This window comes from Xenorhabdus griffiniae (genome assembly GCF_037265215.1).
Lineage (GTDB): Bacteria > Pseudomonadota > Gammaproteobacteria > Enterobacterales > Enterobacteriaceae > Xenorhabdus > Xenorhabdus griffiniae.
In genome coordinates this window covers 3,781,537-3,801,885 of sequence record NZ_CP147737.1, presented here as the reverse complement: position 1 = coordinate 3,801,885, position 20,349 = coordinate 3,781,537, and the positions used below count along the sequence as shown (strand labels likewise).

General features: G+C 44.3%; 16 protein-coding genes. 10 read left to right on the top strand and 6 right to left on the bottom strand.

All coding sequences use genetic code 11. The features are described 5' to 3' along the window. Positions 1 to 2 precede the first annotated feature (2 nt). From WDV75_RS16990 to WDV75_RS16980, 3 genes are all read left to right on the top strand, one after another. Positions 3 to 1,196 (top strand): amino acid aminotransferase, encoded by a 1,194-nt coding sequence (locus tag WDV75_RS16990; RefSeq protein WP_273572025.1) that lies wholly within the window; start codon positions 3 to 5, stop codon positions 1,194 to 1,196. Positions 1,197 to 1,350: 154 nt separating this feature from the next. Beyond that, a complete protein-coding gene (locus WDV75_RS16985; RefSeq protein WP_273572026.1) occupies positions 1,351 to 1,560 on the top strand; it encodes a hypothetical protein in 210 nt (69 codons plus the stop codon). 75 nt (positions 1,561 to 1,635) lie between these two features. Further along, positions 1,636 to 2,181, top strand: a complete 546-nt coding sequence (locus WDV75_RS16980) for a DNA-binding protein (RefSeq protein WP_273572028.1) — start codon at positions 1,636 to 1,638, stop codon at positions 2,179 to 2,181. A 146-nt stretch (positions 2,182 to 2,327) separates the two neighbouring features. Here the strand turns inward: WDV75_RS16980 and WDV75_RS16975 are convergent, their stop codons facing one another. From WDV75_RS16975 to uvrA, 3 genes are all read right to left on the bottom strand, one after another. Further along, positions 2,328 to 2,894, bottom strand: a complete 567-nt coding sequence (locus WDV75_RS16975) for a disulfide bond formation protein B (RefSeq protein ID WP_273572030.1) — start codon at positions 2,892 to 2,894, stop codon at positions 2,328 to 2,330. Positions 2,895 to 2,906: 12 nt separating this feature from the next. Further along, the gene (locus tag WDV75_RS16970; protein ID WP_189759056.1) at positions 2,907 to 3,065 is read right to left on the bottom strand and encodes a DUF5993 family protein; all 159 of its coding nucleotides are present in this window, start codon (positions 3,063 to 3,065) and stop codon (positions 2,907 to 2,909) included. Between the two features lie 257 nt (positions 3,066 to 3,322). Further along, positions 3,323 to 6,154 (bottom strand): excinuclease ABC subunit UvrA, encoded by a 2,832-nt coding sequence (uvrA, locus tag WDV75_RS16965; protein WP_273572055.1) that lies wholly within the window; start codon positions 6,152 to 6,154, stop codon positions 3,323 to 3,325. A gap of 250 nt (positions 6,155 to 6,404) precedes the next feature. Between uvrA and WDV75_RS16960 the strand changes: the two genes are divergently transcribed. Next, positions 6,405 to 6,920 carry a single-stranded DNA-binding protein gene (locus WDV75_RS16960; RefSeq protein ID WP_189759054.1) on the top strand — a complete coding sequence of 172 codons (516 nt, stop codon included), beginning with the start codon at positions 6,405 to 6,407 and terminating at the stop codon, positions 6,918 to 6,920. A gap of 561 nt (positions 6,921 to 7,481) precedes the next feature. Continuing rightward, entirely contained in the window at positions 7,482 to 8,819 is a 1,338-nt protein-coding gene (ltrA, locus tag WDV75_RS16955) for a group II intron reverse transcriptase/maturase (protein WP_338803455.1), read from the top strand. 216 nt (positions 8,820 to 9,035) lie between these two features. On the opposite strand, the gene WDV75_RS22185 is transcribed toward ltrA, so the two are convergent. Next, positions 9,036 to 9,233: an aminoglycoside adenylyltransferase domain-containing protein gene (locus WDV75_RS22185; protein WP_420497550.1), complete on the bottom strand. Its 198-nt coding sequence runs from the start codon at positions 9,231 to 9,233 to the stop codon at positions 9,036 to 9,038. A gap of 177 nt (positions 9,234 to 9,410) precedes the next feature. Next, entirely contained in the window at positions 9,411 to 10,379 is a 969-nt protein-coding gene (gene glk, locus WDV75_RS16945) for a glucokinase (protein WP_273571107.1), read from the bottom strand. A gap of 664 nt (positions 10,380 to 11,043) precedes the next feature. Here glk and WDV75_RS16940 point away from each other — a divergent pair. From WDV75_RS16940 to WDV75_RS16930, 3 genes are all read left to right on the top strand, one after another. Then, positions 11,044 to 12,390, top strand: a complete 1,347-nt coding sequence (locus tag WDV75_RS16940; RefSeq protein WP_273571108.1) for an NCS2 family permease — start codon at positions 11,044 to 11,046, stop codon at positions 12,388 to 12,390. Between the two features lie 284 nt (positions 12,391 to 12,674). After that, positions 12,675 to 14,324: a Na+/H+ antiporter gene (locus WDV75_RS16935; RefSeq protein WP_273571109.1), complete on the top strand. Its 1,650-nt coding sequence runs from the start codon at positions 12,675 to 12,677 to the stop codon at positions 14,322 to 14,324. A gap of 21 nt (positions 14,325 to 14,345) precedes the next feature. Beyond that, complete coding sequence (locus tag WDV75_RS16930) at positions 14,346 to 15,245, top strand: carboxylate/amino acid/amine transporter (protein ID WP_273571110.1); 900 nt, start codon at positions 14,346 to 14,348, stop codon at positions 15,243 to 15,245. Here the strand turns inward: WDV75_RS16930 and metR are convergent. Then, complete coding sequence (gene metR, locus WDV75_RS16925; RefSeq protein WP_273571111.1) at positions 15,130 to 16,086, bottom strand: HTH-type transcriptional regulator MetR; 957 nt, start codon at positions 16,084 to 16,086, stop codon at positions 15,130 to 15,132. The two genes, WDV75_RS16930 and metR, sit on opposite strands and share 116 nt — an antisense overlap. Before the next feature lie 107 nt (positions 16,087 to 16,193). Between metR and metE the strand changes: the two genes are divergently transcribed. Together metE and WDV75_RS16915 are read left to right on the top strand one after the other, a co-directional pair. Continuing rightward, positions 16,194 to 18,473 (top strand): 5-methyltetrahydropteroyltriglutamate--homocysteine S-methyltransferase, encoded by a 2,280-nt coding sequence (gene metE / locus WDV75_RS16920; protein ID WP_273571112.1) that lies wholly within the window; start codon positions 16,194 to 16,196, stop codon positions 18,471 to 18,473. A gap of 428 nt (positions 18,474 to 18,901) precedes the next feature. After that, a complete protein-coding gene (locus tag WDV75_RS16915; protein WP_273571113.1) occupies positions 18,902 to 20,287 on the top strand; it encodes a GntP family permease in 1,386 nt (461 codons plus the stop codon). The last annotated feature ends 62 nt before the right edge of the window (positions 20,288 to 20,349 follow it).

Here is a 20,349-nt window from a genome sequence, read left to right as displayed (position 1 = left end):
TAATGTTCCAGAATGTTGATGCGTATGCGGGCGATCCTATCCTGTCGTTAATGGAAGAATTCAAAAACGATCCCCGCGCAGAAAAAATAAATCTCAGCATCGGGCTGTATTACGATGAACAGGGTATAACGCCAAAATTACAGGCTGTTGCAACTGCTGAAAAACAGATAAACGCCTTGCCACAGTCTGCTTCCCTTTACCTCCCAATGGAAGGGTTGTTTGCCTATCGCACAGCAATTCAGGAATTACTGTTTGGCAAAGATCACCCACTATTAAACCAACAACGTATTGCTACGATCCAAACACTGGGTGGCTCAGGCGCATTAAAAGTAGGGGCTGATTTTTTACAGCGTTATTTTCCTGATTCTGAAGTATGGTGCAGTGATCCGACGTGGGAAAACCATGCCACTATTTTTGCCGGAGCAGGCATCAAAGTGAACTATTACCCTTATTTTGATGATAAAACCAAAGGGGTAAAGTTTGACGAAATGCTAGCAACATTTAAGCAATTGCCGGCAAAAAGTATTATTTTGATGCATCCTTGTTGCCATAACCCAACAGGTTCCGATCTCACCAATGACCAATGGGATCAGGTGGTTCAGGTGACTAAAGAGCGGGAATTGCTGCCTTTCCTTGATATCGCTTATCAGGGATTTGCCGACGGTATGGAAGAAGATGCTTACGCTATCCGCGCAATGGCCAATGCGGGGTTGCCTTGCCTGGTCAGCAACTCATTTTCGAAAATTTTCTCATTGTATGGTGAGCGTGTTGGTGGATTATCAGTTATCTGTGACGATGTAAAAGCAGCTGAACATGTCTTGGGACAATTGAAAGCGACGGTGCGTCGTATTTACTCCAGCCCACCAAATTTTGGTGCGCAGATTGTAGCCAGAGTATTGAGTTACCCTGAATTAAAAAACCAGTGGTTGGACGAAGTTGAACGGATGCGTTTGCGTATTCTGGAAATGCGGACAGTATTGGTCAATGCCCTGCAACAAGCACTACCAGAAAAAAACTTTGACCATTTACTGCAACAGCGTGGAATGTTCAGTTATACCGGATTTAGTCAGACACAAGTGGATAGATTACGTGAAGAATTTGGTGTCTATCTGGTCGGTTCTGGCCGTGTTTGTATGGCTGGCGTGAATCATCATAACGTGCAACGCATTGCAGAAGCGTTTGCAGCAGTGAGTTAATAATTTTTATTGCTTGCGAGTGTTGACTAAATGTCCATGCTTGTCTACATTTGTAGACGGTGTGGTGTGATATCTAAAATAGCTTCTTAAATAAAAGTGAAACTTTTGCTATGGAGGAAGCCTAATAGCTGGAAAATACCACAAAAATAAAAATGTGAATGATGCTATTGCTTATGCACTTTCTAAAGGCTGGCGTTGGGAAAAACGAGGTGATGGGCATACTTTTGGATATCTATACTGTACAGCAGATTCAGGCGGCAAACATGAAGAAATAAAATGTATGGTTGCAGTATTCTCTACACCTAAGAATCCTACTAATCACGCCAAGAAAATTAGAAAAACAATTGATAATTACAATTGTTAACCAGTCTAAGCCGTTCAGTGAGCGGCTTTATAGAATAAAAGTTGGAGATTTTATATCTTAATAAGGCATATCATAATGAAAGAGTATGATTTTGCATTAGTTGCAATCTACCCAGAAAAAAAAATTGACCCAGAGCTCTTATGTCAGGTAGCCAATATTCTTTATGAAGTGGGAGCGGATGATTGTACTATTTTATCCCGTGATAATGCATTTATTATTGAATTTGATAGAGAAGCTGACTCATACAAAAAGGCTATCTTATCAGCCATCAAACAGGTGCAGTCTATAGGTTTAGTTGTGAAAAGCATTGATGCTGGCCAATATGTTGGTTTATCTGATGCGGCTGAATTTGCTCATTTGACTCGTTCTGCCATGTCAAAATTTAGTAAAGGGGTTAGAGGTGATGGTTTTTTTCCAACACCTTATTTTCGATTGAACAGTAAAACTCCTTTATATGAATGGAAAGAAATTGCTGATTGGCTGAGCCGTAAGGGAATGATTGAACCAGAATTAGCAGAAAATGCCAAAATTACGGCTGATATCAACACGGTTTTAAGTTTAAAAAACAAAAATAAATTATCTCAATTGTTTGAATTATCGAATGAGATTTATGGCGATTGAAGTAGGTAACTCTGGAATGTTGATGAACAATATCTTTTTAGTGACTTGTTGGTGAAAAAACCGGCTTAAAAACATTCCGTTGTAAAAACAGAAGGTTGCTGGAATTATGCAGCCTTCTGTTTTAATAGTTTCAATATAAATAAAGATTACTTTTGCAATAACTGATAGAACGTTGGGTTATCATCACATTGTCCGCCACCACACTCTAATAGGGTGGAAACCAGATTAGCTGCAATCAAAAATGCGAATAAGCCCATGACAATTTTGCCTGAAGTTGGTGGTGTGTATCTTGATGAATCAACATTGCCTGCTTTCAGGGGCATGATAGCGGCGATGGCAATAATAGTCAGAATAGATAGAATGGCAGCCCAAGTATAAAAATGCAGACCGAAGAAAGCTGAACCATATCCCGTATCGCCCGGCATGATATGGAGAGACACCTGACGCATGGCAATGAAACCAGTCACAATGCAGCCAAGCAGTGAAAGGCTATAATGGGCATTTTTTATGCCGAAATAAATATTAAACAAAAAACCAAAACCAATCATGATAATACCTGCTCGCTGCAATAAACATAACGGGCAGGGAAGTTCAAAGCGGGCTAATTGATAATAAAACGCGATTATCAAAACCACACTAATACCGAACAGACCCAGAATATTTAAGGCCATTGCAAGGTTAATATTACGCGGTGCTGACATTGTATTATTCATTACGGCCTCCGATTAGAAAGAAAGGTTCAATGCATCAGTTGCATGATATTTAAACCAAAATACCGTGATGATGAATAAAGCAAACCACAGGGTATACGTCAGCTTTTTCTTGTCGGTAACAACTGTGACGATGATAATTAGCGCAATTAAGAACGGTAAAAACATATACATGTTTAATCTCCATTAATAAATTTGAAGCATATGTTATGCCATTATGGCACTAATGCTTCGGCAATGTGAGTATTAATAATATTAGATCAACAATATAATACTAATTCACGAGAGGTTGTTGCACCTAAATTGACCGTCAGAAAAGGCTTTGCTGTCCGTAGTAAATTGAATTTGATAAATAATTAGCTATAAAATAAATAAAAAACTCCCCACGTTGTGAGGAGGATTATAGATAGTTTAGTTTTAAAATTAATAAATTAATTTCGTTCAAGTATTGGCTTCAAAAAACGGGCAGTGTGAGATTTATCACATTGAATAACTTCTTCGGGTGTTCCTGAAACCAATATTTCACCACCACCGCTTCCACCTTCAGGGCCAAGATCGACAATCCAGTCAGCCGTTTTGATCACATCCAGATTATGTTCGATGACGACAATTGTATTTCCTTGATCCCGCAATTGATGCAGAACGGATAATAGTTGCTGAATATCCGCAAAATGCAGGCCGGTTGTTGGTTCATCAAGGATATACAGTGTCTGGCCTGTACCTCGTTTAGACAATTCCCGTGCCAGTTTTACCCGCTGCGCTTCCCCGCCAGAAAGTGTCGTTGCGGATTGCCCCAGGCGAATATAGGAAAGACCGACATCTATCAAAGTTTGCAACTTGCGGGAAAGCGCAGGAACTGCGTCAAAAAACTCACGAGCCTCTTCGATGGTCATATTCAGCACTTCATTAATATTCTTGCCCTTATATTTGATTTCCAGCGTTTCTCGATTGTAACGCTTGCCCTTACATTGATCGCAAGGCACATAAACATCAGGTAAGAAATGCATCTCAACTTTAATTACGCCATCACCTTGACAGGCTTCACAACGTCCGCCTTTAACGTTGAAACTGAAACGCCCCGGTGTATAGCCACGGGTACGGGATTCAGGAACGCCTGAGAATAACTCTCTGACAGGCGTAAATATACCCGTATAAGTGGCAGGATTTGAACGTGGGGTTCTGCCAATCGGGCTTTGGTCTATATCGATCACCTTATCAAAATGCTCAAGACCCTGGATATCAATATAAGGGGCAGGGCTAATATTTGTTGCTCCGTTTAACTGACGCTGTGCAATAGGAAATAACGTATCGTTGATCAACGTTGATTTACCGGAACCAGAAACGCCTGTGATACAAGTGAACAGGCCGACGGGGAGATTTAATGTCACTTTTTTCAGGTTATTGCCTTTTGCGCCAATCAATTTCAGCATCTTATCTGGATTAACAGACACGCGCTGCTCTGGAATAGCAATTTGACGTTCACCACTGAGGAATTTTCCTGTGAGTGATTTTGGGCTTGCCATGATAGCGGTAATCGTTCCTTCGGCAACAATCTCGCCGCCATGTACACCTGCGCCTGGTCCGATATCAATAATATGGTCAGCCGCACGGATGGCATCTTCGTCATGTTCGACAACGATAACCGTGTTACCCAAATTGCGCAGGTGCAGTAAGGTTTCCAGCAAACGCTCATTATCCCTCTGATGCAGGCCAATGGAAGGTTCATCCAGCACATACATCACACCGACGAGTCCTGCACCAATCTGGCTCGCCAAACGGATACGCTGAGCTTCCCCACCGGAAAGCGTTTCTGCTGAACGGGAGAGCGTCAGGTAATTTAATCCAACATTAACCAAGAATTTCAGGCGATCTCGGATCTCTTTCAGGACTTTTTCGGCAATTTGGGCGCGTTGTCCACTCAGCTTGATATTTTGGAAAAACGCCATCGCATGACCGATGCTGAAATCCGAAATTTGTGGCAGCGTAGTATCTTCAATAAAGACATAACGCGCTTCCTTACGCAGTCGCGTTCCATCGCAGGAAACGCAAGATCGATTGCTGATATATTTTGCTAACTCTTCCCGTACGGCGGTGGATTCCGTCTCTTTATAGCGGCGTTCCATATTGTGCAGCACACCTTCGAACGGATGGTGGCGAACAGTCACATCACCACGATCATTGGTGTATTTAAATTCGATGGATTCTTTACCGGAACCGTATAAAACCACTTTCTGAATGGTTGGGCTTAACTGATTAAACGGTGTTTCGATATCGAATTTGTAGTGTTCTGCCAGTGATCTTAGCATCTGAAAATAATAGAAGTTACGGCGATCCCAACCACGGATCGCACCTCCGGCAAGGGAGATACCTTCATTTTGGACAACGCGTTCGGGATCAAAAAATTGCTGAACCCCTAATCCATCACAAGTAGGGCAAGCCCCTGCGGGGTTGTTGAAAGAAAACAGGCGAGGTTCTAACTCGCTCATACTATAGCCACAGATTGGACAGGCAAAATTAGCGGAGAAGATCAGTTCTTCGGCCTGTGTATCATCCATATTGGCAATGACGGCAGTACCACCGGAAAGTTCTAATGCAGTTTCGAATGATTCCGCTAATCGCTGGGCGAGATCAGCTCGCACTTTAAAGCGGTCGATGACGACTTCAATGGTATGTTTTTTCTGTAATTCGAGTTTTGGTGGATCGGAAAGGTCACATACTTCGCCATCAATACGGGCGCGGATATAGCCTTGTGCAGCGAGATTATCCAGCAGCTTGGTATGTTCGCCTTTACGTTCTTTGACGACAGGAGCCAGTAACATCAGGCGTTGGCCTTCTGGTAGTGCCAAGACGTTATCTACCATCTGGCTGATCGTTTGTGCCGCCAGCGTGATATCATGCTCAGGACAACGTGGTTCACCCACTCGCGCAAATAGCAGACGGAGATAATCGTGAATTTCAGTTATCGTGCCGACCGTAGAACGTGGGTTATGGGAAGTAGACTTTTGCTCAATGGAAATGGCCGGGGATAGCCCTTCAATATGATCGACATCCGGTTTTTCCATCAGTGACAAAAACTGGCGCGCATACGCAGAGAGGGATTCAACATAGCGACGTTGCCCTTCCGCATACAGGGTATCGAAAGCCAAAGATGACTTACCGGAACCCGATAGCCCAGTAATGACTATCAGCTTGTCACGGGGAATTATTAAATTGATATTCTTAAGATTATGGGTGCGGGCGCCCCGAACTTCGATGTTATCCATATACCACTTCCCAGATGATTGATAGAGCAAAACTCACAAACGCGTTATTATTGCACAAACATTGCTGAATGGATATACAGTATTTAACGGACAATCGTGCTGTAACCATGACAATGTAAAGTACGATGCGCTTCGCAAAGTATAATATAATGGCTCTCTATTTAAACTTGTGCCTCGCATGGTAAACTACTTTGCTTATAATTAGAGAAATCCGTTTTTAGCAAAATTCATTTCATCAGGAGTATTCCCAATGGCCAGCAGAGGCATAAACAAAGTTATTTTAGTGGGTAATTTGGGACAGGACCCAGAAGTTCGCTATATGCCGAATGGCGGTGCAGTGACCAACATTACCCTGGCAACGTCTGAGAGCTGGCGTGATAAACAAACCGGTGAGATGAGAGAGAAAACCGAATGGCATCGTGTCGTGTTTTTCGGCAAATTAGCCGAAGTTGCCGGTGAATATTTGCGCAAAGGTTCTCAGGTTTATATTGAAGGTTCTTTGCAGACTCGTAAATGGCAGGATCAGAATGGCCAAGACCGTTATACCACGGAAATTGTCGTCAATCCTGTCGGTGGGGTAATGCAGATGCTGGGTAGCCGTAGTGGTGCAGCACAGGATGCGCCAGCGCAAGGCGGTTGGGGGCAACCACAACAGCCACAAGCCTCTCAACAATTCAGTGGCGGTGCTCCATCTCGTCCAGCGCAGTCGCCTATGCCACAGAGCAATGAACCGCCGATGGATTTCGATGACGATATTCCTTTTTGAGCGGTTCGCTAAGCTGCTCAGTGTCTTGCAGGTGAAAGTCCTGCCGCAGTAGTTGGTTGATTTGACTGCGTAGCTATGGCGTACGTGTGGATGGTGACTGAAACACGGGAGCAACGCCGGATAAACGTGACCCCTGACCCAGACTGTGGGTGCGCGCAAGTATGCAGCCCGTAACGCAAGTGAACCTGAACAAGCCTCGTAAATTTCAGCCATACCGTTATGCTGGGAGAGTGTGGTGTAGGGTGATCCTGCCGAGCCTTTAGAATGGGGGCGAAGGCCAGTGAATCATGATGGATTAACAACCATATGAAGTCATGACAGGGATCCGGGGTATTGAGGATGGGATGCATGTATAGCACTGAGTGGAACGAACGAGACCTCTCCCTGTCGTAGTCTAACCCACTGCGTAATCAAAGATATAAGGTAACCGCTGAAATTCTGAGAGATGCAGGATAGAGGAGTCGGAGGAGGTCATAGTACTGTTGATGGTAGGGACAACATAACCTGACCGTAGGGAAGGACCTCTACTTCTGTCATGCCTGTTGTTACAGGAGGTACTACGTGATTGCGAAAGCTCTAAACACGGCATTTGAAAAGGTACGAGTACTGCAACGCAAGCTATACCTGGCAGCCAAGGCGGATCCAAAACGTAAATTTGGTGTTCTGTATGACAAGGTATGTAGTGGTCGTGTGCTTGTTATGGCATGGACGCAGGTTAAAGCCAATAAAGGTTCTTCAGGAATTGACAGGTTAACAATCGATAAGATTGAAACTGAAATTGGTGTAGGTAACTTTCTGCAAGACATCCAGAAGAAGCTAGTTCAAAAGAAGTACTCTCCTCAACCGGTGCGTAGGGTTTACATTCCTAAACCGGATGGAAAGGAAAGACCACTGGGCATACCTGTTATTGAAGATCGTGTAGTTCAGGCAGCAGTAAAGATAGTCATAGAACCGCTTTTCGAAGCGAGTTTTAAAGATTTTTCATATGGCTTTCGGCCTCGCAGAAATGCGCAGCAGGCGCTGAGAGAAATCTATAAGTGGCTAAATTTTAAATGTTACTGGGTGGTAGATGCTGATTTGAAGTCTTATTTTGACACTATCCCCCATGATAAATTGTTGTTATCGGTGAGAACCAGAGTCATAGATCGCTCAGTTGTGAAACTGATTGAAATGTGGCTGAAAGCTGGAGTAATGGAAGAGGGAAACCTGAAAGCGGGGATAGCAGGAACTCCACAAGGAGGCGTGATATCTCCACTACTGGCTAATCTTTACCTGCACTGGCTGGATCATATCTGGGAAAAAGAGGGATTCAATCAGCGTGAGCATGACGCTCATCTTGTTCGTTATGCCGATGACTTTGTCATTTTGTGTAAGAAAGCACCGAGGTTTTATCTGGCTCAAGCCTGTAAGGTACTTGATCGGCTTGGATTGACGCTAAATACCGAAAAGACGAAAGTCGTTCATGCAATAAAGTCACCGTTTGACTTTCTGGGGCACAGGTTTGCAGTGCAGCCGTCCAAAAGGGATGGAAAATTGAGAACCTATTACTACCCCTCACCAGAAGCGATGAAAAGAGTAAAGCGAAAGATTCGTGAAGTGACACGAAAAGGTCAGCATCGGGATCTTCCGGAGCTAATCAGAACAGAAATAAACCCAATCCTTAGAGGGTGGGGTAATTATTTCAAGACGTGCAACTCCCGGATGCATTTCAAAAGCATCGCAAATTACACGATATGGACACTCTGTATTATGTTGAGGAAGAAGCACAAGAAGCGAACTAAAGGATGGAGGGACCATCCGCCGAGCTGGTTCTACAAGTATCACGGGTTATTTAAGTTGTATAGTCTGTCGATAAACGGAAACGAAGTCAGTCGGTATGCTCGCCTTGTAACGTCGTAATGCAGCAGGAAGAAGACAGTCGGAAAGCCGTGTGCGGGAAAACCGCACGCACGGTTTGACGAGGGGCCGCTGGGGAGATGACATCAAACTTGAGGCCTACTCTACGAGTGAACTGAAAAAGTAGCTTGATTCTGGTCAGGAACAGTCACAGATTTTGCGATCTGTAGTCGTTTAACTTTGATCTGGCAATTATTTCTTGTTTCGATAATTGTCAGATCAAGTCTTAGGTTTCACACATAGATTTGTTAGCACACAATCGTGCAGCACACTTACCGTAATTTGAAGTTCTTGCTGGCGATTTTGCCAATCTTCTTCATGTCCTTTCAAATAGGTTTCCCGCGCATCGGCTAAGACTGCGGCCTGTGTGGCAGGAAGACGCGCAGCCGCCCAATCGGCAGCAACATCCTTAAATATTTATGCTAAATATTGCTCAAAATTATCACCAGCAAAGCAAACAGCATGAGCATATACCAATCTCACTTCAAGATGCGTGTGATTTCTCCCCGCAAAGCGGGGAGAAATCAGATTTCATATCGTGTTGTAAATTGCAACTTGAAGTTTAATGCGTATATATAAATATCTTGGTTCTATTTAACCAATCGCTTTACCTAGCAATTGGCGAATATAAGATCCTGCACCTAATAACCCTGGGTTGTCATGAGTAATCAGATACACGGGAATATCTTTTAAATAGTCCGTAAATCTGCCTTTGTTTTCAAACCCTTGCCGGAAACCTGATTTTTGGAAGAAATCAAAGAAACGTGGGACGATCCCACCTGCAATGTAAACACCGCCAAATGCACCAATATTCAGCGCTAAGTTCCCACCAAAACGTCCTAACGCGGTACAGAAGAGTTCTAGTGCCTGTTTGCAGATCGGGCAAGTTCCATTCAGTGCACGGTCAGAAACATCGCGAGGGGTAAGATCTTCGGCGACTTGACTGTTGAGTTTCATCAGGGAACGATAAATATTCACTAAACCAGGGCCGGAAAGGACTCGTTCAGCGGAGACATGTCCATATTCTTCGCGCAGTACGCGCAACATATGATCTTCTTCCGCACTATCTGGCGCGAACTCTACGTGACCACCTTCACCAGGTAAGCTCATCCATTGGCTGCCAGTGTGAATAAGATGTGCGACTCCTAACCCAGTCCCTGCACCATAAACCGCAATAGGGCGTTTAGTTTGAGGTTGCTTTCCACCAATCTGAATTACGTCACCTGCTGCCAGAACCGGAATGGCGAGGGAAACGGCGGTAAAATCGTTAATCACCTCAAAACGTTCCCACCCCAAAGAGGCTTTCATTTGGCTAACAGAAAAACGCCAACTATGGTTAGTCATACTGATTACATCGTCCGTCACCGGACAGGCAATAGCGATACTGCCATATTTGACTGCACAATTCTGCTGTTTCAAATATTGGCGGATAACAATTTCGAGCGATTCATAATGCGCACAGGGATAGAATTCGACCGCGCTCAATTGCCCAGTATCTACATCACATAATGCCAGACGTGCATTTGTACCGCCGATATCACCTACCAGGGCATAAGTTGTCATGGTTTATCTCCTTAATTCTTACAGAAATCCTAATGAAGCAGTCAAAAGTCGAATTGAGGGGATTTTACACAAGGTCAGGCTTAAAGGCCGCATAAAAATGTGTCGATGTGGTGAGGGAATCAGATAATATATTGATTATTATAGGTTATAAGATCCATTTCATCTGCCAGCAAATCTACGGCTTTGATAACTGAGTTAGAAGATCAGAGTGGCTGTGATTCAATAGCGACTGACAGTTGATTTTCTTTAAGCCGATCACCGAATAGCATGATTGCCTTATCGCCATGTTGTTTTGATGCCCACGTTATTGCTTGGGCAGAGGGATTATCACGGTAAATTTGGCCTGCGATTTGGCTTCGGAAAGCAAAACATCTTTGTTAACCAATACCCCTGTAAATATACAGAATACAGAGTATGAGTTTTATCATCTTTGATGTGATTATTGCTTGATTCTTATCCCTGATTCACTGGATAATCGTTGGCTTCAAATTTTCTCACTGTTTCTTTATCCAGCAGGCCAAACGATTGCGCAAACGAATGGTTGAGCCAATGAATGCAGCACTGATTTTTATTATCTTGTGGCGTAATCGTTTTCGTTTGAAGAGGTGAAGAAATAGGGAGAGAACTTTTAAAGCGATATAGTTAACAGAAGCAGGGGAAAAACATGTCTGGTATGCAGGCACCAACTCAATGCAAACTCGATAGGTATTTTAAGATTACTGAACGCGGATCGACGATACGTCAGGAAGTTCTCGCTGGATTAACGACATTTTTGGCGATGGTCTATTCCGTTATTGTGGTGCCAGGGATGCTTGGGCAAGCCGGATTTCCTCATACCGCCGTGTTTATTTCTGTTTGTTTGGTGACCGGTATCGGTTCGTTATTGATGGGGTTGTGGGTTAATTTGCCAATGGCGATTGGTTGTGCGATCTCGTTGACAGCGTTTACCGCATTTAGCCTGGTATTAGGGCAACAGGTCAGCATTCCCGTGGCTCTCGGTGCGGTTTTCCTGATGGGATGTTTGTTTACGTTAATTTCAGTAACGGGCGTGCGAGCGTGGATTTTGCGTAATATGCCAATGGGTATTGCACATGGAACGGGTATTGGCATCGGTTTGTTTTTATTGTTGATTGCAGCCAATGGCGTAGGTCTGGTGGTAAAGAACCCAAACGCTGGCTTGCCTGTGTCCTTTGGTTCATTGACGTCATTTCCTGTGGTGATGACGTTATTGGGGCTGGCGGGCATTATCGGTCTGGAACGCAAGAAGGTGCCGGGCGGTATCTTGCTGATGATTATCGTAATTTCTATTATCGGCTTAATTTTTGATCCGGCCGTTAAATATCAAGGATTCTTTAAATTTCCTACATTGGGGGAAGATGGTCTGTCCCTGATGTTCAGTATGGATATTATGGGCGCTTTACAGCCTATTGTATTACCCAGTGTTTTGGCTCTGGTCATGACAGCTATATTTGATGCAACGGGTACGATCCGGGCTGTGGCGGGGCAAGCTAATTTATTGGATAAGAGAGGCCAGATTATCAATGGCGGCAAGGCGCTGACAGCCGATTCTGTCAGTAGTATTTTTGCTGGGATTATCGGCTCTTCTCCCGCAGCGGTTTATATTGAGTCTGCCGCAGGAACCGCTGCTGGAGGTAAGACGGGTTTAACAGCTTCCGTTGTTGGTATTTTATTCCTGTTGATTTTATTCCTATCCCCGCTGTCGTATTTAGTTCCTGGCTATGCTACGGCTCCTGCCTTGATGTATGTCGGATTACTGATGCTGAGCAATGTGCGAAAGCTGAATTTTGATGATTTTGTTGATGCAATGTCAGGTTTACTGTGTGCGGTATTTATTGTGCTGACTTGTAATATCGTCACAGGCATTATGCTGGGTTTCAGTACACTGGTTGTTGGGCGTATTTTTTCGGGTGAATGGCGTAAATTGAATATTGGTACGGTTATACTTGCCATTGTATTAGTGGTCTTTTATGCCGGCAATTGGGCTATCTAATTAAAATAGGATGCGTAAACGACAAGGCGTTGCGCATCCCTTCCATTCCACGGTTAATCATATTGCGACCGCCAGATATATTCTAAAATGCGTTAATTTTCCAACACTCTCAAGCTAATAAGCATAAAATAGAAAAATGAATCAATAAACATTGATTCACAATGTGATTGCTTTTTGATTTTCTTTAATAACTGCAATATTTATGGTTATTAGCGCTATTATTAACAGTAAAAAACAGTCACAATCTTTCCACTGACGGATTTTTGGCAATTTGTAAGGGTAACATGGAAATATTCTTTACTATCTTGATCTTGATTTTGGTGGTGTCAGTTTCTGGTGTTCTTACTAAAATGATTCCGTTACGTATCCCCTTGCCGATAGTGCAAATAGCAATGGGAGCGTTGCTGGCCTGGCCTCATTTTGGTTTACACGTTACTTTCGATCCTGAACTCTTCCTCGTATTACTTATCCCTCCTTTGTTATTTGTGGATGGTTGGAAAACACCAACCAGAGAGTTTTTCCAGCATGGGCGTGAAATCGTCATTTTAGTTTTAGTCTTGGTATTGGTGACGGTTATTGGCATTGGTTATTTGATCTATTGGTTATTGCCAAGTATCCCTCTTATTGCTGCTTTTGCGCTGGCGGCGGTATTGTCCCCAACAGATGCGGTGGCATTGTCATCAATTGTTGGAAAAGGGCGTATTCCGAAAAATATGATGAGCGTGCTGGAAGGGGAAGCATTAATGAATGATGCTTCCGGTCTGGTGGCTCTGAAATTTGCGGTGGCGATTGCCATGGGCACGATGGTATTTACTGTCACTGGCGCAACGGTGGAATTTTTCAAGGTTGCGGTTGGTGGTTTGTTGTCGGGTATCGCCATCACATGGTTATACAGCAAATCACTGCGCTTAATGAGTCGTTGGAGCGGGGATGATCCGGCAACTCAAATCATGTTTATGATGTTGTTACCGTTCGCTTCCTATATGATTGCTGAGCATATCGGTGTATCAGGGATTTTGGCTGCGGTTTCCGCAGGTATGACTATCAGTAAAGCAGGCGTGATCCGCAACGCACCACTGGATATGCGTCTGCGTGCCGATAATGTATGGGGAATGCTGGCCTTTGTCTTCAATGGCTTGGTGTTTATCATGCTGGGTCTGCAATTGCCGGGCATTTGGGAAACATCGGTAGATCAGGCTGAGCTTGATCCAAATGTTGAAACCTGGATGCTGTTCGCTGCCGTTGGCATCATTTACGTTGCGCTGGTATTACTGCGATTCAGTTGGTTATGGCTGATGAAAAATATCAGCAAGATGCTGATAAAGAAAAGACCGCTTCAGTTTGCTTCCTATACGACACGTGAGTTGTGGTTGGCTTCCTTTGCAGGTGTCCGTGGGGCAATTACGCTGGCAGGTGCTCTGTCTGTACCACTGTTCCTGCCGGATGGTGACCCATTTCCGGCACGTTATCAGTTGATTTTCATTGCTGCGGGCGTGATTTTGTTCTCCCTCTTTGTCGGGGTTATCGGTTTACCTTTGCTGCTACGTGGCATGAAAGTTGGCGATAAGCAGGAAGATCTCACTGAAATCAGAATGGCAAAATCGGCAATGGCTGAAGTTGCTATTGTCAGTATGAATAAGATGGAAGAGCGTCTGTCGGCCAGCACTGAAGAAAAATTGGATGCAGAAGTCATTAGTGAGGTTGCGTCTCGCGTGACCGGTTATTTGCGGCGTCGTACCGCGGGAACGGATGAAATCGAGCATAATCTGATGGTTGAAGATTTGGAACGCCGTTTCCGTTTGACGGCATTAAGGGCTGAGCGCGGGGAGTTATATCACTTGCGTGCAACTCGTAAGATTAGTAATGAAACACTACAAACGTTGCTACATGATCTTGATTTGTTAGAAGCGCTTTTAGTGGAGAAAGATCAATAAAAGGTGAAAGACCAATAAATTATGTGGCTGTTAACGATCACAACATTTTTGTGGGCCGCCTCATTTAGCCTGATTGGCGTTTATCTCGCTGGTCAGGTTGATAGCTGGTTTTCGGTTCTTGTCAGGGTAATGTTGGCAGCAATGGTATTTTTACCATTTTTGCGCTGGCGTGGGTTATCTCTGAAAGTTATTTCACTGTATATGGCTGTTGGTGCCTGTCAGCTTGGTGTGATGTATTTGTTTGTTTTTCATGCCTATCATTATCTGACTGTGGCAGAATTTTTGCTGTTTACCATTATGACGCCACTTTATGTCACATTAATTTATGATCTGATGGGACGTCAGCGATTGCGCTGGGGTTATGCCTTGAGTTCTTTATTGGCAGTGGCTGGTGCAGCGATTATTCGTTATGACCGATTGAGTGAATCTTTCTGGATTGGCTTACTGTTAGTGCAACTGGCAAATATTTTCTTTGCGATCGGTCAGGTCGGTTATAAGCGCTTAATGGAGATCCATCCCATTCCACAACGAGTGGCATTTTCATGGTTCTATCTGGGTGCTTGTGCCGTCGCCATCATCGGCTGGCTAATGTTTGGTGATCCGCAAAAATTGCCCACAACTCAGCTTCAGTGGGGTGTTTTGGTTTGGCTGGGTGTTGGGGCATCGGGGATTGGCTACTTTATGTGGAACTATGGTGCTACCCAAGTGGATGCCGGAACACTGGCAATTATGAATAATATGTTGGTTCCGGCGGGGTTATTGGTCAATTTTGCAATTTGGCAGCAGCATCCTAACTGGCTGAACTTTACCATTGGAGGCAGCCTGATTGTTGCGTCACTTTGGGTGCATCACCGTTGGATACTGAGACCCGTTTCACCAACGGCAAATTGTCCACCGCGTGCTGGCGCGCAGAACGAATAAAAGTATCGATAGCGGGTTGGCGCTGCTCCCCTTCTCGGCAGGCAGCGTACAATCTGCTCCATAATCCCTCTCCTAACGTTTGGGTTACAACTAACCCTTGTCGTTCGAATGTTTCTACAGCCCAGTGTGGTAACGCGGCAATACCCAATCGGGCGGCAACCATCTGAATCAACAATAGCGTATTGTCGACTGTTTTTAATGTCGGCGTAATTTCCGCGGGTTGGAGAAAGCGTCGCCAGATATCAAGCCGTTGGCGCTGGACCGGATAAATCAGCAAAGTTTCAGCGGCGAGATCTTGTGGGCGAATATCGCGTGTATTTGCCAGTGGATGATCTGGTGCGATCACCAGCTTCACTTCATAATCAAACAGCGGTGTGTAGTGCAGGTTACTGTCTGCAATAATGTCAGATGTCAGGACAATATCCAGCTCGCGTTTTTGCAGAGCAGGTTGAGGATCAAATGTCACACCAGATTTAAAGTCCACATTAACCTGCGGCCAGCTTTCACGAAAACGCTTCAGTGCGGGTGTCAGCCATTGAATACAGCTATGGCATTCAATAGCAATGCGTAAGTTTGTTTCTTGTGGTTCATGACATTGACGTAAGGAAGCTGTCACCAAGGGCAAGACTTGCTCTGCTAATTTTAATAGCACTTCTCCTTGAGGCGTTAACTTCAGGGGTTGGCTTTTACGAATGAATAACTTAAATCCCAGCCGATGTTCTAATTCACTGAACTGATGAGAGAGCGCAGATTGCGTTTGATGCAAATAATTTGCTGCTGCTGCGAGTGAGCCACAATGGTTCAGTGCTTGTAGTGTTTTTAAGTGTTTTAGTTCGATCATGAAAAACCTTCAAGATGATAATGAATAATTTGCGCTTGTGGTTTATACATTACCTGTTGATTATAGAGGTGTAAACATCTAGACGGCTAAAAATTACGGGTGACGACATGACGGTTTTGAATCATACATTAGGTTTTCCACGTATCGGATTGAAAAGAGAACTAAAAAAGGCGCAAGAGAACTATTGGGCGGGCAAAATTTCTCAACAGGAATTGCTGGAGACAGGTCGTGAATTACGTGCACGCCACTGGCAACAACAAAAAGAAGCGGGCGTTGATTTAGTCCCCGTTGGTGATTTTGCCTGGTATGACCAAGTATTGACCACAAGCCTGTTATTGGGCAATGTTCCACCACGTCATCAAAATGAAGATGGCAATATTGATCTGGATACACTGTTCCGTATTGCCCGCGGCCGGGCACCAACAGGTACACCTGCGGCTGCTTCGGAAATGACTAAATGGTTTAATACAAATTATCATTATATCGTGCCTGAATTTCAGGAAGGGCAGGCATTTAAGCTGGGTTGGACTCAGTTGTTGGACGAAGTTGACGAAGCTCTGGCACTGGGGCACAACGTAAAACCTGTACTTTTGGGACCAGTGACCTATTTATGGCTTGGTAAGGTAAAAGGCAAAGTTTTTGAGCGCTTGTCTCTATTAAAAGATATCCTGCCGGTATACCAGCAAGTACTGGCAGAACTGGCAAAACGTGGCATTGAATGGGTACAGATTGATGAACCGGCTCTGGTACTGGAATTACCAGAAACGTGGCTGGCGGCATTCTCAACGGCTTATCAAGCACTTGAGGGGCAGGTGAAATTGTTGCTGACGACCTATTTCGATAGCGTCGGGCACAATCTGGAGACAATTAAATCGTTGCCAGTGCAGGGGTTGCATGTTGATTTGGTTGCGGGAAGGGATTCACTTGAGAATTTGGATAAATCTCTGCCGAAAGATTGGTTGCTTTCATTGGGAGTGATTAACGGCCGTAATGTTTGGCGAGCCGATTTGAGTGAGAAATATCAGCTTGTTGCACCATGGGTTGGTAAGAGAAATGTGTGGATTGGCACTTCCTGTTCACTGCTGCATAGCCCTATTGACCTGAATGATGAAACTGGGCTGGATGAAGAAGTGAAAAGCTGGTTTGCCTTTGCATTACAAAAATGTGCGGAACTTTCTTTGTTGTCGCAAGCATTGAATGTGCCAGAAGGCAATAAACAAGCCGAACTGGATGCCTATAGTGCACCAATTCGCGCCCGTCGCAGTTCCACAAGAGTGAACAATCCTGCGGTCGCTGGGCGTATTGCGGCAATTAAGCCACAGGACAGTGAACGTCAGCAGGCATATGCTGAACGTGCTAAGCTCCAGCGTCAACGTTACAACTTACCGCTGTGGCCAACAACAACCATAGGTTCATTCCCACAAACGACGGAAATTCGTAGCCTACGTCTCGATTTCAAAAAAGGTCGGGTAGATAGTACGCACTACCGAACCAATATCAATGAACACATTAAACAGGCGATCCAAGAGCAGGAGCGTTTGGGGTTGGATGTCTTGGTACACGGTGAAGCTGAACGTAACGACATGGTGGAATATTTCGGCGAACACTTTGACGGTTATGTCTTTACCCAAAATGGCTGGGTACAGAGTTATGGCTCCCGTTGCGTGAAACCACCGGTCATCATTGGCGATATTAGCCGTCCAGAGGCGATAACAGTAAACTGGGCGACCTATGCGCAATCCTTGACTGAGAAGCCAGTCAAAGGCATGTTAACTGGGCCTGTGACCATTCTCTGCTGGTCATTCCCAAGGGAAGATATTAGTCGTGAAACCATTGCTAAACAGATCGCACTGGCTTTGCGTGATGAAGTTGATGATTTGCAGAAGGCAGGCATTGGCATTATCCAGATTGATGAACCGGCATTGCGTGAAGGTTTGCCACTGCGCAGAGAAGAGTGGCAGGAATATCTGGAGTGGGCGGTGGATGCTTTTAAACTGAGCGCAGCCATTGCGAAAGATGATACCCAAATCCACACTCATATGTGTTATTGCGAGTTCAATGACATCATGCCGTCGATTGCAGCGCTGGATGCGGATGTGATCACCATTGAAACCTCGCGCTCGGATATGGAATTGCTGGATTCATTCGAAGATTTCTCTTATCCGAATGAGATAGGGCCTGGTGTGTATGACATTCACTCACCAAACGTCCCCAGCGTTGAATGGATTGAGGCATTGTTACGCAAAGCGGCTGATCGTATTCCAGTCGAGCGTTTGTGGGTGAACCCAGACTGCGGATTGAAAACGCGTGGTTGGACAGAAACCAGACAAGCGTTGGCAAACATGGTTGAAGCGGCAAAACGCTTGCGCTCCTCATTAAATAGTTAACTGATACCAATCTGATTTTTCCCTGCGAAGTGGGGAAAAATCAGGTTTTATACCATGTTGTAAATTGCAACTTAAAGTTTAATGCGTATAGCGTTTATTTGTTTAATTTAAACTTAATAAGTAATAAAACTGCCCGCTACAATTAGTGCAATATGGCGGGTAGAAAAGTTGGTCATGTATTGGATAGTTAGACGCGCTCAATAAACATCCCTATCACTTTGTCATGCAATTCTTCCGATTTGGAATTATTCAATGCATAATTCCATTACTTAGATAATTGTCAGACTATTTTCAAACAATCTCCTTTTTCAATTGCGATTTTCATTCCTTATCACTGAGTTTTTCAACTACCAATATCGATTTCTGATAGCGAAAAGCATAACAAATATGGCATGTTCCAGTTTGTCCATTTTTGATGAGGTTTTGTGATGGAGTTTTATATTCCAATTATTGGGTTGGGAGTGGCGGTATTTACGCTGGTTTTTCTGGTTTTGCGGACTCGTGTTCATGTTCTGATTGCTATGCTAATTGCAGCGATAATCGCTGGAATATCAGGCGGTTTGACTATGAATAATGTCGTTGAAGTGATCGCTAAAGGATTTGGTTCGACATTAGGCAACATCGGTATTGTGATTGGATTGGGATGCATTATGGGGCGAATATTGGAAGTATCGGGAGCAACAGAGCAGATCGCTTATAGCCTGATTAAATGGTTAGGTAAAAGGCGCGAAGAGTGGGCTTTGGCGATTACCGGTTATATTGTCAGTATCCCCATATTTGTAAATTCAGCTTTTGTGATCCTCTATCCGCTGGTGAAGGCATTGGCGAAGAAAGGTAAACGCAATGTACTGTCCCTTGGGGTTGCTCTGGCAGGAGGGTTAGTGGTCACTCACCATATCGTTCCGCCAACGCCAGGGCCGCTTGGTGTCGCCGGAATATTTGGGGTGAGTATCGGCAAAATGATGCTGACAGGTATGATACTGGCGGTACCCTGTGTTATTGGTATTACCTGCTATGCAAAGTGGCTGGAGACTAAATATCCTGAATATCAACTTGGTGATACAGAAGAAAGAACAGAAAACTTATCACAAGTTCATCAGCGTTATCTGGAAGAGAAAGAGCAAAAATCACTTCCAAGCCTATTTCTTTCTCTTTTACCCATCGTCGTGCCAATTATTCTGATTTTTATTGGCGTAATTAATGGAATGATACTGAAAACTGATGAGTTTGCCGGTAAGGAGAATGCTTTCTATTTTCAGATTTTTGATTTTCTAGGCTCCCCCATTATCGCGCTAGCAATCAGTGTATTACTGGCGGTTTATACCTTAATGCCAAACGTCAGTAAGCATGAAGTAATTGAACATCTGGAAACAGGGTTAAAAACGGTAGGCATTATTTTATTGGTGTCAGGAGCGGGAGGGGCATTAGGTGCAGTGTTGAACGAAGGCGCAACAGGGACGATATTGGCGCACTATATTGCCAGCCTGCCCATAACACCTGTTTTGATCCCATTTATCATTGCGACACTGATACGCATAATTCAAGGCTCTGGCACAGTGGCAATGATAACTGCGGCGTCTATTTCTGCGCCAGTTATCAAACAGATACCGGATGTTAATCTGTTGGTGGCGGCTCAAGCTGCGATGATGGGCACACTGTTTTTCAGTTACTTCAATGACTGTTTTTTCTGGGTAGTTAACCGGATGATGGGGATTAAAAGTGCAAGGCAGCAGATTATCGTTTGGTCGATTCCTACCACAATTGCATGGGGGATTGGATTGTGTGGTGTACTGCTTCTTAATCTCGTCATGTGAATGGCTTATGTGAATAGTGATAGTGCTCTGTAACGGGCGCTACCTTTTAAATGTGATTTTTA